General features: G+C 71.1%; 14 protein-coding genes and 1 pseudogene. 10 read left to right on the top strand and 5 right to left on the bottom strand.

From position 1 onward, the window contains the following. Nucleotides 1-125 precede the first annotated feature (125 nt). The 5 genes from QQK49_RS17705 (at nucleotide 126) to QQK49_RS17685 (ending at nucleotide 4,145) form a co-directional block, all read left to right on the top strand. Complete coding sequence (locus QQK49_RS17705) at nucleotides 126-1,142, top strand: bile acid:sodium symporter family protein (RefSeq protein WP_284305118.1); 1,017 nt, start codon at nucleotides 126-128, stop codon at nucleotides 1,140-1,142. Nucleotides 1,143-1,203: 61 nt separating this feature from the next. Further along, nucleotides 1,204-1,926, top strand: coding sequence for a CPBP family intramembrane glutamic endopeptidase (locus QQK49_RS17700; protein WP_284305117.1), 723 nt, complete (start codon nucleotides 1,204-1,206; stop codon nucleotides 1,924-1,926). 58 nt (nucleotides 1,927-1,984) lie between these two features. Further along, a complete protein-coding gene (locus QQK49_RS17695; protein ID WP_284305116.1) occupies nucleotides 1,985-2,527 on the top strand; it encodes an NAD(P)H-binding protein in 543 nt (180 codons plus the stop codon). Beyond that, nucleotides 2,494-2,937: a Rossmann-fold NAD(P)-binding domain-containing protein gene (locus tag QQK49_RS17690; RefSeq protein ID WP_284305115.1), complete on the top strand. Its 444-nt coding sequence runs from the start codon at nucleotides 2,494-2,496 to the stop codon at nucleotides 2,935-2,937. Before QQK49_RS17695 ends, QQK49_RS17690 begins: the two co-directional genes overlap by 34 nt. Nucleotides 2,938-3,071: 134 nt before the next feature. Continuing rightward, complete coding sequence (locus QQK49_RS17685; protein ID WP_284305114.1) at nucleotides 3,072-4,145, top strand: hypothetical protein; 1,074 nt, start codon at nucleotides 3,072-3,074, stop codon at nucleotides 4,143-4,145. A gap of 81 nt (nucleotides 4,146-4,226) precedes the next feature. Here the strand turns inward: QQK49_RS17685 and QQK49_RS17680 are convergent, their stop codons facing one another. Beyond that, complete coding sequence (locus QQK49_RS17680; RefSeq protein WP_284305113.1) at nucleotides 4,227-4,724, bottom strand: pyridoxamine 5'-phosphate oxidase family protein; 498 nt, start codon at nucleotides 4,722-4,724, stop codon at nucleotides 4,227-4,229. A gap of 150 nt (nucleotides 4,725-4,874) precedes the next feature. Between QQK49_RS17680 and QQK49_RS17675 the strand changes: the two genes are divergently transcribed. After that, the gene (locus QQK49_RS17675; protein ID WP_284305112.1) at nucleotides 4,875-5,459 is read left to right on the top strand and encodes a DUF2382 domain-containing protein; all 585 of its coding nucleotides are present in this window, start codon (nucleotides 4,875-4,877) and stop codon (nucleotides 5,457-5,459) included. A gap of 101 nt (nucleotides 5,460-5,560) precedes the next feature. Here the strand turns inward: QQK49_RS17675 and QQK49_RS17670 are convergent. Beyond that, a pseudogene (locus tag QQK49_RS17670) lies at nucleotides 5,561-7,874 on the bottom strand (transketolase-like TK C-terminal-containing protein). Nucleotides 7,875-8,013: 139 nt separating this feature from the next. Further along, nucleotides 8,014-9,036 carry a 1-aminocyclopropane-1-carboxylate deaminase gene (locus QQK49_RS17665; protein ID WP_284305111.1) on the bottom strand — a complete coding sequence of 341 codons (1,023 nt, stop codon included), beginning with the start codon at nucleotides 9,034-9,036 and terminating at the stop codon, nucleotides 8,014-8,016. A 128-nt stretch (nucleotides 9,037-9,164) separates the two neighbouring features. Here QQK49_RS17665 and QQK49_RS17660 point away from each other — a divergent pair, with 128 nt between their 5' ends. Next, the gene (locus QQK49_RS17660; RefSeq protein WP_284305110.1) at nucleotides 9,165-9,821 is read left to right on the top strand and encodes a GntR family transcriptional regulator; all 657 of its coding nucleotides are present in this window, start codon (nucleotides 9,165-9,167) and stop codon (nucleotides 9,819-9,821) included. Between the two features lie 82 nt (nucleotides 9,822-9,903). On the opposite strand, the gene QQK49_RS17655 is transcribed toward QQK49_RS17660, so the two are convergent. Continuing rightward, a complete protein-coding gene (locus QQK49_RS17655; RefSeq protein ID WP_284305109.1) occupies nucleotides 9,904-10,746 on the bottom strand; it encodes a TspO/MBR family protein in 843 nt (280 codons plus the stop codon). A gap of 71 nt (nucleotides 10,747-10,817) precedes the next feature. Then, nucleotides 10,818-11,537 (bottom strand): arsenate-mycothiol transferase ArsC, encoded by a 720-nt coding sequence (locus QQK49_RS17650; RefSeq protein ID WP_284305108.1) that lies wholly within the window; start codon nucleotides 11,535-11,537, stop codon nucleotides 10,818-10,820. A gap of 265 nt (nucleotides 11,538-11,802) precedes the next feature. On the opposite strand from QQK49_RS17650, the gene QQK49_RS17645 reads away from it, so the two are divergent. The 3 genes from QQK49_RS17645 to QQK49_RS17635 all read left to right on the top strand — a co-directional run bounded on the left by QQK49_RS17645 (nucleotide 11,803) and on the right by QQK49_RS17635 (nucleotide 14,403). After that, on the top strand, nucleotides 11,803-12,195 hold the full coding sequence (locus tag QQK49_RS17645) for a fluoride efflux transporter FluC (RefSeq protein ID WP_284305107.1): 393 nt from the start codon (nucleotides 11,803-11,805) through the stop codon (nucleotides 12,193-12,195). Next, nucleotides 12,192-12,566: a fluoride efflux transporter FluC gene (locus QQK49_RS17640; RefSeq protein ID WP_284305106.1), complete on the top strand. Its 375-nt coding sequence runs from the start codon at nucleotides 12,192-12,194 to the stop codon at nucleotides 12,564-12,566. The genes QQK49_RS17645 and QQK49_RS17640 overlap by 4 nt, the downstream gene beginning before the upstream one ends. A 187-nt stretch (nucleotides 12,567-12,753) precedes the next feature. Continuing rightward, nucleotides 12,754-14,403 (top strand): methyl-accepting chemotaxis protein, encoded by a 1,650-nt coding sequence (locus QQK49_RS17635; protein WP_284305105.1) that lies wholly within the window; start codon nucleotides 12,754-12,756, stop codon nucleotides 14,401-14,403. The last annotated feature ends 12 nt before the right edge of the window (nucleotides 14,404-14,415 follow it).

The raw sequence follows: 14,415 nt of genomic DNA, 5'->3' as shown, positions 1-14,415 counted from the left end.
GTGGGAGGGCTACGTGTTCACCTTGATGGCCCCGCTCTCGGTACCGGCGCCGCGGAGTCCTGAGGCGGAGTCCGGAGACAGAGACGTGCGTATCGCCCATCGAGACCGTGCGAGATGATCCCCGCATGGCTCGCACGACTCCTCCCATCCCCGCCGCACGGGGCGTCCGCACCACCGAGGACCGCAGCGCACGTCTCGCGGTGACGGTGTTCCCGCTGCTCATCCTCACCGCCGGTGTGCTCGGGTACGTCTTCGCGCCCGTGGCCGCGGGCCTGGGACCGGCGGTGACCCCGCTGCTCGGCATCGTCATGTTCGGGATGGGCCTCACCCTCACCCCCACCGACTTCCGGCTCGTCGCCTCCCGGCCGCTGCCCGTGCTCATCGGCGTGGTCGCGCAGTTCGGCGTGATGCCGCTGCTCGGGTTGGGCATCGCCATGATGCTGAACCTCGAGCCGGCGCTCGCGGCCGGCCTGATCCTCGTCGGCTGCGCGCCCGGCGGCACTTCGTCGAACGTCATCGCGTACCTGTCGAAGGCGGACACGGCCCTCTCGGTGGCCATGACGACGGTGTCGACGCTGCTCGCACCCCTGCTGACCCCGCTGCTCGTGTTGTGGCTCGCGGGCACCTACCTCGAGGTCGACGGCATGTCGATGGCGTTCTCGATCCTGCAGGTCGTGCTCGTGCCGGTCATCGCCGGACTGCTCGTCCGCCTCCTCCTGCCGCGAGTGGTCGAGCGCGTCCTGCCCGCGTTGCCGTGGGTGTCGGTCGCCGCGATCTCGCTCATCGTCGCCGCGGTCGTGGGCGGCTCGGCCGACCGGGTCATCTCGGCGGGCCTCATCGTCTTCGTCGCCGTCGTCCTGCACAACGGCCTCGGGTACCTGCTGGGCTACGGGCTCGCCCGCCTGGTCCGTCGCGACCAGCGCACGGCGCGCACGACCGCGATCGAGGTCGGCATGCAGAACTCCGGACTCGCCGCCAGCCTGGCGACCACGTACATGGAGCCCGGAGCCGCGCTGCCGGCCGCCGTGTTCTCGCTGTGGCACAACATCTCCGGTGGCCTGCTCGCCGCTTGGTTCCGCCGCCGGGCGGAGGCCGCGGGCCCGGCCGGACAGGAAGGGCACGCCGACGCCGGCACCGCATGAGGATGTGAGGCGCAGCGCTCCGTGTCAGGCTGTGACGCGTGGGAACCCCGTGGGAGAGGCCATGATCAACCCGTTCACCGAACTCCGGGACTTCGGGCAGGCCGCCCTCCTGCGCCCCGTCCCCCGCGACCACGCCCAGTCCGACGCCGCGTTCCGCCGCCGACGGATCGTCGCCGGCGTGACGCTCGTCATGGGTGCGGTGATGCTCGCCTACAGCCTGCGGATTCCGGCGGGCGACCCGAGCTTCTACTGGTGGACCATCGCGCTGGCGCTGGTCTGGACCGTCGGCGCGTTCGCCTCCGGCCCCCTGCATCTCGGACGCGCGTGGACGAGGGACGGCGGGGTGGGGCAACCGCTCGTGCAGTCCCTCGCGCTCGCCGTGCTCATCACCGGGATCTTCCTCGCCGGAGCCGTCGTCGTCGCCCAGATCCCCGCCCTGCGCGGGCCGGTGGACGAGCTTCTCGACCACGCGCGGTACGGTTCGCTGCCGCTGGTGTGGGCCATCACGATGATCAACGGCGTCGGTGAAGAGCTGTACTTCCGCGGCGCGTTGTTCGCCGCGATCGGCCGCAGGCACGCCGTGGCGATCTCGACACTCGTCTACACCCTGACGACCGTCGGTACCGGAATCCCGTTGCTGGTGCTGGCTGCCGCGATGCTGGGGTTCCTCTGCGCCCTGCAACGCCGCGTCACCGGCGGCGTACTGGGCCCGATCATCGTGCACTGCCTCTGGTCGAGCTCCATGCTGTTCCTGCTCCCGATCATGCTGGACGTGTTCGGCTGAGCCCCCGCAGCACCACCCCCACCCGCCGCTCCCGGCCACCCGAAGAAAGAGGTCGACCATGACCGATTCGCCCACGTCGCGCAGTGCCGCCGAGCAGCTGCCGATCGCCCTGGTCACCGGCGTCACCGGCTACGTCGGGGGAGAGCTGGTCCGCCCGCTGCTGGACGCGGGATGGCGGGTGCGGGCGCTGACGCGCTCGGCGAGCAAGCTCGTGGACGCCCCGTGGCGCGACGAGATCGACGTCGTCGAAGGCGACGCGACGAACGCGGCCGACCTCGACGACGCCCTGCGCGGGATCGACGTCGCCTACTACCTGCTGCACTCGATGGACTCCGACGGCGACTTCGAACGCCGCGACCTCGACCTGGCGCAGACGTTCGCCGCCGCCGCCGAACGGGCGGGGATCTCGCGGATCGTCTACCTCGGCGGACTGCACCCCGAGGGCGTCGAGCTCTCCCTCACCTGCGGTCGCGGGTCGAGGTCGGGCAGGTCTTCCTCGACTCCTCCGTGCCCGCGGTGTGTCTGCAGGCGGCGATCGTGCTGGGGTCGCGGTCGGCGAGTTTCCAGATGCTGCACCACCTCAGCCACCGGTTGCCGCTGATGATCGCGCCGAAGTGGCTGCGCAACCGGATCCAGCCGATCGGGATCGACGACGTCGTCTACTACCTGGTGCGCAGCGCGTCACTGCCGCCCGAGGTCGACCGGGCCTTCGACATCGGCGGGCCCGACGTCCTCACCTACAGCCAGATGATCCAGCGCTACACCCGCATCGCGCGGATGCGCCCGCGCGTCATCGTGCCGGTGCCCGTGTTCACGCCGACGCTGGCGAGCTACTGGGTCGGGCTCGTCACCCCCATCGACGCCGGCCTGGCCCGTCCCCTGGTCGGCAGCCTCGTCCACGAGGTGGTGTGCGGCGAACACGACATCGCCGAGTACATCCCCGACCCGCCCGACGGCCTGGTGTCCTTCGACGACGCGGCCGCGGAGGCGCTCGCCGAGCTCGAGGACTGACGCCTCCACCCGCCCGAAACTTCAGGGATCTCGTTCCCACGGAACGCTGTTGCCCGCCCACGAGCCGGACTAGGATCGGCGCTGCCGGACAGTCGTCCGGCCTTGGGGGAAGTACAGGGATTCAGGGGAGAACCATGTCCATCACGCCCACGACCACGCGTGTCCTCATCACGGTGGGTCTCGTCTCGACAGCTCTCGTCGCACCCGCGGCGACCGCAGCCACCGCAGCACCGACCAAGCCGGGTCCGACCGGCATCCGCTACACCGGGGAGATCATCGGCCCTCGCGCCGAGTCGCAGGAGTACCCCTTCGGTACCCGCGCCCAGGGCATCTCCGACGCCGGAGACGTCCTCGTCACCTCGTCGTCACGCCCGACGTTCGTCGTCACCAGGCGAGGCGTCCGGGAGCTGGCCTCGACCGAGGGGATCGCCGAGAACTCGTCCAATGCCACCGCGATGGCCCGATCGGGTCACGTCTACGGCGGCGGTCACGACGGCGTGTTCCGTTGGGCCGGATCGAAGGCGGCCTTGTCGGTGGTGCAGGACCCCGACCGGACGACGTTCCAGGGGTACGGTCTGCGAGCGGCCAACGTGCGGGGCGATGTCGCCGGGTGCGCGCACAACTATCGTGTCGCGGAGCCGTTCGTCGGTTCCTTCGCCATGGGGACGGTCAAGACGCTCACCTGGCCGAAGGACTCCGGTAACTGCTCGGTGACCGGCATCTCCGATCGCGGCGTCGCGGCGGTCAACCAGGAGGCGCCGAACTTCCGCACCGAGGAGATCTACCCTCGGGCCGCGACGATGACCACGAGCGGGGTCACGTACCTCAAGACCCGTAAGGGGTTCGCCAGTTCCGCCGACGGCATCTCTCCGAACGGCAAGTACATCGTCGGGCGGGTCACCAAGGACGGCGCGTCGACCGTGGCGTGGCTGTCGCACCGCCGCAACCCGGTGGCCCTGCGGGGCGCGGGCGCGATGACGCCCAAGCTCGTGACCGACCGGGGAGTCGTCGTCGGCGTGGAGAACGACCGCGTCGTCACCTGGGAGAACGGGCGCAAGTCCGACCTCACCAGCGTGTCGCGGCTGCCGCGCGGCTGGGTGCTGAGCGATGTCTCCGGGATCAACAGGCGGGGTCAGCTCGCGGTGACCGCGACGAAGGCCGGCGGCCACGAGACCGTCGCCATGCGGCTCACCGCCAAGCGACGCTGATCGCGCACGTCTGACCGGATACGGGCAGCGGCCACGGTTCCCTGGTGGGAGCCGCGGCCGCTGCCGTCGTCATGCCGTCGATCAGAGCGAGACGGTGCCCTGGTCGCCTTCCGGACGCTTGCGCCCGGCGAGCGCCTTGACCAGCGCCGCGACCTGCGTGACCTTGCTGCCACCGGGGGCGTCCCAGTACTCCGCGGTGTCGCCGTCGACGACGATGAGCACGTTGTTCGGGTTCTCGGGACCACCCTCCATCCACGCGTCGGTGAAGGTGGACCACAGCTCCTTGATCTTCTCGACGTCGTTCTCGATGCGCGCCGTGCCCGACAATGAGACCCACGATCCGCTGCCGCTGTAGGCGATGTTGACCTGAGGGTTGGCGGTCAGGTCGGCGACCTTCTCGGAGTTCCGCTCGGTGATGAACCGCACGGTCCCGTCGAACTCGACGTCCTGGGTGGCCATCGGGTGGGAGATGAGGCGACCCTGCCGGTCGGTGTGCGTGAGCATCGCGATGCGGGTGCTCTTGATGGTCGAGACGACCTTCTCCATGCCCTCGTCGTCGGTGATCGCGTTGTCGTTCATGGTCGCTCCGTTTCGTCGGGGTGTTCAGCGGGCGGGTCCTGCTCGTTCTCTCCTCCCTTACCCCGCACCCCGGGGAGCGCATGCGTCCGTTCTCCGGGTGCCGAGCGGGCCCTCCCGTGTGAGTCTGAGATCCCCGATCAAGGAGCAGGAATGGATTCCCACCGCGAGCAGCCCCACCGCGACGACCGGCACCGCGACGACGCCCTCGGCGCGGATCATCTGGTCCTGCACGGCGAGCAGGTCGAGGTCCGCACGGAGCGGGTCCTGACCGGACGCGTCACCCTGCGCAAGCAGGTCGTCACCGAGGAGAGGTCCGTTCCCGTCACGCTGCGGCACGAGCGTCTCGAGGTCATCGAGGAGACGTTCGACGAGCCGCAGGCGGTCACCGGCGGGGACGCCTACACCCGCGACGCCGCCCCCACCGGTCGTGACGGCGCGGTGGACGGGCCTGCCGACGCCGAGCTGCGCGGCGAGGTCCGCGACGACGCACTGCGTGACGACGAACTGCACGACGGCCCCCGCACCGATCTGCGGACCCTCGACGACGGAGACCTCGAGATCACCCTCTACGCCGAGCGCCCGGTGGTCAGCGTCGAGGTCGTTCCCGTCGAGCGCATCCGGGTGCGGCGCGGTGTCGTGACCGAGCGGAGGTCGCTGCGCGTCGACGTCGACCGCGAGGAGGCCTACCTCGACCACGAGTCGGCCCCCGATCGCGACCACCGGCGCGAACGCTGAGAACGCCCACGCCACCGGCGTGATCCGCAGGTCGGGAGCCGGTGGCGGGGCGTGTCAGCGCCGCCGGCGCGGGTGTCGGTGACTGCCGTGTGTCCGGGATCTCACAGCCCGGCCAGATCGGCCGCCGCCGCGACGATCGAGTCGGTGTCGATGCCGTGGATGGCGTGGGCGTCCTCGACGCTGGAGGACTGTCCGAACTCGGTGACGCCGAGGTTGCGGATGCGGTCGCCGCGCGCCCCGGCGAGGAACGCCAGGGTGTGCGGGTGCCCGTCGAGCACGGTCACCAGCGGTGCCCTGGTCTCCTCGGGGAACAGCTCGTCGACGATCGCGCTGCGGCTCGTGCTGTCGCGGCGGTGCCGCGCCTGCAGTGAGCGGAACACGAGATCGGGGCTGGTCAGGCACACGACTCCGGCCCGCACGCCGAGGTCGACCAGGCGGTCGGCGGCGGCGAGCACCTCCGGCATGATCGCGCCGACGCCGACGAGCGTCACCTGCTCGGTGCCCGGCGCGTGCCGGGTGGGTAGCCGCCCGCGACGACCTGGGCTCGGCGCCGCTCCCGCAGCACGGGGTCCTCGGGGAGTCGTGCGAGGGACTGCTCGACCGGGCGGGTCGACAGGCGCAGGTAGGCCGACGTGCCGTCGGGCCGGCCGATGCGGTCCATCGCCGCGAGCAGGCACCACTCGAGATCCTGCGCGAACGCCGGCTCCCAGGCGATGCAGCCCGGCTGTTCGAGGCCGATCGAGGGGTCGTGATCGACTGGTGCGCACCGCCTTCGGGGGCGAGGGTGACGCCCGAGGGGGTGTCGACGAGGATCGACTGGCCGCCGGCGTAGATGCCGTACGACCACGGCTCGAGGGCCCGCGAGACGAACGGGTCGTAGAGCGTCGCGATGGGGATGAGCGGCTGCCCCCACCGGCTCCACGTCGCGCCGAGCTCGGCGGCGAGCCCGACGAGGTTGACCTCGGCGATGCCGAGTTCGATGTGCCGGCCCTGCGCGCCCTCGGTCCACTTGAGCAGGCGTTCGGCGTCGTCGGCGAACCAGTCGCGGCGTTCGCCCGGCGACCAGACGCCGGTCTTGTTGATCCACCCGCCGAGGTTGGTCGAGGAGGCGACGTCGGGGCTGAGGGTGACGACGCGGGCCGCGACCTCCGGGGCTCCGCGCAGCAGGTCGGACAACACGCGCCCGAGGGCGGCCTGCGTGGAGCCGACCGCCTTGTGGCCCCAGGGCAGTTCGGCCGGGACGCTCGCCCGGTCGGCGGGGTCGACGACGGGCCGCTCGAGCCGATCGGCGGCCTGAGCGCACAGGCGGGCCTCGTCGCTGCCGGGTGCGAATCGTCGCCACGGGTCGTCGAGGTCGGCGCCCGACAACTGCGCGAGCTCGGCCATCTGCGCCGCGCTGAGCTGGGCCGCGTGGTTGCCGGGGTGGCCCTCGGTCGCGAGGCCACGCCCCTTGACCGTGTACGCGAAGATCACCGTCGGGCGCGAGGCGTCGACCTGGGCGTACGTGTCGAGCAGTAACCCGATGTCGTGACCGCCGAGATCGCGCACGAGAGAGGCGAGTTCGACGTCGTCGAGGCGCGAGACGACCTCCGCCAGACCGGCCGAGGGAGCCTCACCGAGCAGCCGGGCCCGCAGGTCCTCGGGGCGGCTGCGCAGCATGCGCTGGTACTCCTCGTTGGGCATGTCGTCGAGCCGCGCCCGCAGCTCCCCGCCGCCCGGCCCGGCGAAGACCGCCTCGATGCGCCGCCCCCACTTGCACGTGAGCACCTGCCAGTCGGCGGCCGCGAACATGCCCTGCAGACGCGCTACCTGCACGTCGGGGATGATCCGGTCGAGCGACTGCCGGTTGAGGTCGACGATCCACAGCAGCTCGCCGAGCTGCCGCACACCGGGGTCGGTGACGGCCTCCCACACGGCGCCCTCGTCGAGCTCGGCGTCGCCGAGGAGGCTGATGAACCGCCCCGAGCGCGGCGTCTGGGGAAACTGGTCGCGCAGGTACCGGTGCGACATCGCCGCCCAGATCGGTGCCGTGGCACCGATGCCCACGCTCCCGGTCGAGAAGTCGACCGTGTCGGGATCCTTCGTCCGGCTCGGGTAGCTCTGCAGCCCGCCCTTCTCGCGCAGCCGGGTGAGGTAGGACTCGTCGAGGTCGCCGAGTAGGTAGTTGATCGCGTGCAGCACCGGCGCGGCGTGCGGCTTGACCGACACCCGGTCGGCGCTCGTCAGCTCCGCGAACCACAGCGACGTCATGATGCCGACCATCGACGCGCTCGAGGCCTGGTGCCCGCCGACCTTGACCCCCGAGGTGTTCGGGCGTCCTCGGTTGGCCGCGTCGATCATCGCCGTCGAGAGCCAGAGCACCCGCTGGGCGATCGCGTCGAGGGCGTCGTCCCCGAGCGAGGCGGCGGCCGACAGCGGCCGCCCGTCGACGGTGGCATCGGCGGCATTCTCGGCGTTCTCGTCGATCTGGGTCGTCTCGCGCAGCTCACTCACTCAGGGCTCCTGGGGATGTCGGCGGTGGTCGTCGGTCGGCGGTGTTGAGGGGAACGCCGGGTCAGCCGCGGGTCAGGCCGCTGTAGGCGTTGAGTGCGAGCTGGCCGCCGAGGTGGGCGAAGAGCACGTTGCTCTCGGCCGGGATCTCCTTGGCTGTCACGAGGTCGATGAGCCCGGCGAGCGACTTCCCCTCGTAGACGGTGTCGGTGATCATCGCCTCCGTCGAGGCGCCGAGCCGGATCGCGTCCATCGTCGACTCGACGGGGATGCCGTAGTAGTCGCCGGCCCAGCCCTCGAGCACGGTGATCTCGTCGTCCCGCAGGTCGCGCTCGAGGCCGATGAGCCGCGCGGTGTTGCGGGCGATGCGTCCCACCTGGTCGCGGGTCTTCTCGAGCGTGGCGGAGGCGTCGATCCCGATGACGCGGCGCGGGCGGCCACCGACGTCCTCGAGCGCGGCGAACCCGGCGATCATCCCGGCGTGGGTCGAGCCGGTCACGGTGCAGACGACGATCGTGTCGAAGAAGACGTCGAGCTCGCGCTCCTGCTCGGCCACCTCATACGCCCAGTTGGCGAAGCCGAGACCGCCGAGCTCGTGGTCGGAGCCGCCGGCGGGGATCGCGTACGGGGTACCGCCGCGCCCGGTGACCTCGGCGATGGCGTTCTTCCACGAGTCGCGGAACCCGATGTCGAACCCGGCGGAGTCGAGCCGCACGTCGGCGCCCATGAGGCGCGAGAGCTGGATGTTGCCGACCCGGTCGGAGTTGGGGTCGGGCCAGTCGACCCAGTTCTCTTGGATGAGAACGGCCTTGAGGCCCAGGTGGGCGGCGAGCGCGGCCACCTGGCGGGTGTGGTTGGACTGGTACCCGCCGATCGACACGAGCGTGTCGGCGCCTGCGGCGCGGATGGCGGGCACGAAGTACTCGAGCTTGCGGGTCTTGTTGCCGCCGAAGGCGAGTCCACTGTTGACGTCCTCGCGCTTGGCCCAGATCTGCGCGCCGCCGAGGTGCCGGGTCAGGCGGGGTAGGTGCTGGATCGGACTGGGGCCGAACGTGAGCGGGTGGCGTTCGAAGTCGGTGATGGCCATGTCTCTCCTTCGAGAACTGAGCGGGGACCGAGCTGTCGCGCCTCGGCACTGCGGTATGCAATATATTGCAACGTCGCCACCGGAGAGGTCAAGGGTCGGATCGGTGGCAGCGGCCTATCATTCGGGGCATGCCCATCCCCTCGAAGCACGGCGTCCATCGCCGCGCCCTGCTTCGCGATCACGTCTACGAGTCGATCCGCGACGCCATCGTCGACGGCACCCTCGTGCCCGGTGAGCGCCTGCGCGACGTCGAACTCCAGGAGTGGCTCGGCGTGAGCCGCACCCCCATCCGCGAGGCGCTACTCCGGCTCGAGCGTGCCGGCATGGTCGTCGCGACGCCGGGCCGGGCGACGCTGGTCTCCCCGGTCGACGCCGAGGCCACGCTCGACGCCCAGCAGATCGTCGCCGCGATGCACGAACTCGCGGCGCGCCTCGCGACCCCGGTGCTGGACGCCGACGGGATCGCGGCGATGACGGCGGCCAACGCCCGGTTCGCCGCCGCCATGGAGCGCGGCGACGCGGGTGAGGCGCTGGCCGCCGACGACGAGTTCCACGACGTGCTCGTCGCCGCGTCGGGCAACGAGGCGCTCGCCGCGGTCCTCGAACAGTGGACTCCGGTGCTGCGCCGGGTCGCCCGCCGACGCTTCGACTCCCTCTCCGGGCGGGAGTCCGTGGCCCAGCACGAGCGGATCGTCGAGCGCGTCGCCGCCGGCGACGCAGAGGGCGCCGCCCTCGCCTCCCGAGAGAACTGGCTCTCCCTCAGGCCAGAAGCCCAGGCCACCTGACACGACGCCGAAACCGGAGGCCATGGCTCCGGTTTCAGGTGCTCACAGACGCGCCATCACGTGGGTGATCGCGGGTGAGCGATCACGGGTGGGCGGGTTCTGCGCGGGTGTGCTCGCCGACGTGTGTCGTGGGCGACGTGTTGCGGCGCCTCGCCACGAGGGTGCCGACGGCGATGGCGATCGCGGCGACGATCGCAGCGATGGCGACCACGAGTGAGAGTGGGGCGTCGGCGAGGCGGCCGTAGGCGAGCCAGCCCAAGCCCCAGCACATCGCGGCGGTGACGGCCCAGCGGGCTCCGAAACGGAAGGCCAGGCCGATGCCGACGAGGGCGACGACGGCGAGCACCGCGACCGCGAGGCCGTCGGCGAGCACTCCCTGCGGCCGGAATCCGGACGCGGCGAGAGTGGCGGCGATGTTCGCGCAGACCGCGACGCCGACCCACCCGAGGTAGAGGCCGAAGGTGCCGTCGGTGATCACGCGTTCGGGCAGGCCGGAGGCGCGGTGGCTCTGGAGCCGGGCGATGATCGCCACCAGCGTCGCGAGCAGCGCCACGATGACGGCCACGCTCAGCCACAGCAGGCTGACCTGCGTGACGAGCAGCCACAGGGCGTTGAGCAGCATCGCGGGCACGACCAGCCACCCGATGGCGCGGTGCCGGGGCGCGGTGGTCTGCGCGGGCAGCCACTGCCAGATCGTGTAGGCCAGCAGTCCCGCGTAGACCACCGACCAGATCGAGAACGCGGGTCCCGCCGGGGCGAGATGGGTGGCGTCGGCCGAGAGGGCGCCGCCGGAGGACTCGGCGACGCGCGTGCCGATGACGCCGGTGCCGACGAGCGTGCCGACGATGCACAACACCTCGGCGACGGTGACACTCACCTGCCGGGCGCGGTCGGAGGGGCGAGGGGTGTGTGGGCTGGTGCTCACGGGTGAACTCCTGGGTCGGGAGTCACCAGTGTCTCAGTCGCTGAAGGATCCTGCGACTCGGCGGGGGTCGATCAGGCGTGGCTGACCCGGCGCGGGAGGTGCAGCCGCTCAAGGAGTCCGTGGTGCTGAGCCGGGCGAGGCGCCTGGGTGTGTGAGGCGCGCACGGCGTCGGGGCTGACGCTCACGCCGAGCTCGGACAGCAGCTCGATGACCCGCTGCTCGATGTCCTCGCGGATGGCGCGCACGTCGTCCACGCTGCGGTGATGCGGGTCCTCGATGTCCCAGCTCACCTGGCGGCGGCCGGGGATGAGCGGCAGGTCCGGGCCCATCGTGACGACGACGTCGGCGGCGCGCAGGGTGTCCTCGCGGATGGGCGCCGGGTAGACGTGCGTCAACTCGATGCCGCGCTCGGCGAGCACCGCGACGACCGCGGGGTTGAGCAGCCCGGTCGGGGTGGCGCCGGCCGATCGGACGTGCACCTGCCCCTCGCTCAGGTGCTCGGCGAGGGCAGCCGCCATCTGCGAGCGACCCTCGTTGTGCTCACACACGAAGAGGATCTCGGGCATCGCCCCGGCGGGCGCACCCCGCATCCGGGCCTGTGACGTCAGGAGGTCACGGGCGGCCCGTTCGACGAGGACCGGCAGGAACTCGGGGTGGCGCGAGGTGGGCTCGAGGTCGGCGCGCACGCGCTCGATGATCGCGACGACCTCGTCGCGGGAGAAGGTGGCCTCGAAGCGGTAGGCGAGCTCGTCGGCCATACGGGCGAACGTCAGGTCGGACGTGATGGTCATGAGAAGCTCCTTGAAAGTGAACGTAAGGTGAACATAACGTTACGCGCCGACGTCCCCGTCGCCAACTCCTCTTGGGTCACAGTTTGGTCATGGCACTTGACGGAAAGGGTCAAGTCGTGCTGGACGACCGTCCGATCCGGCACCCTCACCAGCCCTCTGACCACCGCGGACGCGCATCGCCGGTCAGCGGGGTCATCGTGGGCTGTCGGCCGTTCCCGCCGGGCGTCGACCCGCGACGGCACGGTCGCTCTGGCACGATGACCCGGTGACTCGAGCCGCACCCACGCCGGCGGACGTCCCGATGGTGCTGGCGGTCGCGAGCGGCGGCGCGATCGGCGCGACGTGCCGGTACCTGGTGATGCTCGCCCGGCCGGAGTCGGGGCCGGCGACCACCCTCGCCGTCAACGTCCTGGGCTGCTTCCTCATGGGTGTGCTCGTGGCCTGCACGCCTCCCGGCTCCGCGCGCCTGAGGCGAGGGTTCCTCGGCACCGGGGTCCTGGGCGGGTTCACCACCGTCTCGGCCTACGCCGTCACCACCCACGGACTCCTCACGGGTGACGTCCTCCTGGGCGTCCTCTACCTGCTGGCCACCCCCGCCCTCGCGGTGGTGGCGGTGGCCTCGGGAGTCCTCCTGACGCGCCGGTGGCGGACCTCGTGACCATCTCGCCGGCTCTTGCTCTCGCCCTGGTCGCCGTCGGCGGCGCTGCCGGGGCCGCGATCCGCTTCCTCGTCGACCGGGCCGTCTCGAGCCGGGTACCCGGGGACTACCCGTGGGGGATCCTCGTCGTCAACATCGCCGGGTCGTTCCTGCTCGGCGTGCTCGTGCCGCTGTCCCCGCCGGCCCTGCTGCTGGTGCTCGGCGTCGGGTTCTGCGGCGCGCTGACCACGTATTCCACCGTCGCGGCCGACGTCTGGGGCTTCCTCGAACAGAGGCGGATGGGCCGGGCCGTGGTCGTCCTCGGGGTGACGGTCCTCGCTGCGCCGATCGCGGCCGTGACGGGTGCGGCACTCGCCACGGCGATGCTCTGACGCGACCACCGCGTCCGGTTCGTCCGGTCTCCCGCCCGTGGTGAGCCGGGGCGGCAGTCGCGGTGGGTCCAGGCCGTTCTCACGAAACACCCACCCCTGCCGATAAGTCTCCCGGAGGGGCTCGCCTCCAGTCGTCGAGGTTCCAGACCGGGGACCTGATGAAGGTGACCCGAGCAGGAGGATCGTCATGTCAAGCAGTCCCATCGCCACGGAGGGCACCACCGCCGGTCGTGGCCTCACACTCGCACGTCGCATCATGCTCATCGCCCTCGTGGGCGGCCTGGGTCTGCTGCTGCTCGGCACGACCGCGCTGCTGTCCTCCTCGAGTTTTCGTGGGTCGCTCGACGACATCAACACGATCCGGCAGGCCGCGATCACGACCTCCCGCCTCGGGACGTTCAACAGCGACGTCATCGGCTGGCAGCGGGGGTACGCCTGGGACACCCGCCGTATCGACCCGGACAAGGCCGTGGCCGACGACAACCCCAACCGGGCGGGCTACCTGAAGTCGGCCGGTGAACTCCGGGCGCTGCTCGACGCGATGCCGGTCGCCCTGCTGACCGGGCCCGAGAAGGCGCAGTTCGACGAGATCAAGCAGTCCTGGACCGACTTCTTCGCCATCGACGACCAGGCCGTCGCGCTCTACCGGCAGGGCACGCCGGAGGCCCTCGCCCAGGCCGACGCCCTCATCATCGACAAGGGACGGGCCGAGTTCGCCACGATCAGCGAGCTCACGCCCAAGCTCAACGGCTCGATCAACGGCCGGGTCTCGGCCATCAACAACGACTCACGGGCGGCCGACGACGCGGCCCGCATGTTCCAGGTCGTCCTGCTCGTCGTCGGCCTGGTGACGCTGGCTCTTCTCGCCTGGTTGACGATTCGCGCGATCCGCCGCGCCACCTCCGAACTCGACACCTCGATGCGCGCCCTGGCCCAGGGCGATCTGACGCGCGATCCGCAGGTGTTCACGCGTGACGAACTCGGCTCGATGGCGGCCGCGTTGCGGGTCGCCCAGGCCCGGCTGCGCGAACTCGTCGAGGGCGTGGCGACCACCGCCGGCGGTGTGGCCGCGGCCTCGGAGCAGTTCTCGTCGGCCTCCAAGGAGATGGGACGCGACGCCGGGACCACCGCCGAGCGACTCGGGCAGATGTCGTCGGCGGCCACCGGGACCAGCGACAACATCCAGACCGTCGCCGCCGGGACGGAGGAGATGACCGCCTCCATCCGCGAGATCGCCAAGAGCGCCTCCGACGCCGCGCACGTGGCCTCCTCCGCCGTGATGGTGGCCGACCGCACCAACGCGACCGTCTCCCAGCTCGGGCAGTCCAGCGTCGAGATCGGCAACGTCATCAAGACGATCACCGGCATCGCCGAGCAGACCAACCTGCTGGCGCTCAACGCCACGATCGAGGCCGCTCGCGCCGGCGAGGCCGGCAAGGGCTTCGCCGTCGTCGCCAACGAGGTCAAGGATCTGGCCCAGGAGACCGCCCGCGCGACCGAGGACATCGGCACCCGCGTCGAGGCCATCCAGGGCGACACCCAAGCCGCCGTCGCCGCCATCTCGGAGATCTCCTCGATCATCTCCCAGATCAGCGACACGCAGCAGGCCATCGCCTCCGCGGTCGAGGAGCAGACGGCGACGACGAACGAGATGGGCCGCAACGTCAGCGACGCGGCCGCCGGTGCGCGCAGCATCTCCGACGGCATCACGCAGCGGGTGAGCGCCGCCAGGCACAGTCACGAGAGCGCGCAGGAGACCGAGCGTGCGGCCACCGAACTCGCCCAACGGGCCTCCGACCTCGAAGGACTCATCAGTCGATTCACCTATCGTGTCTGAGCATCGACGAAT

This window comes from Mobilicoccus caccae, from assembly GCF_030161635.1.
Taxonomy (GTDB): Bacteria; Actinomycetota; Actinomycetes; order Actinomycetales; family Dermatophilaceae; genus Mobilicoccus; species Mobilicoccus caccae.
The sequence above is the reverse complement of the archived record's forward strand: the minus strand, read 5'-3'. Positions and strand labels throughout refer to the sequence as shown.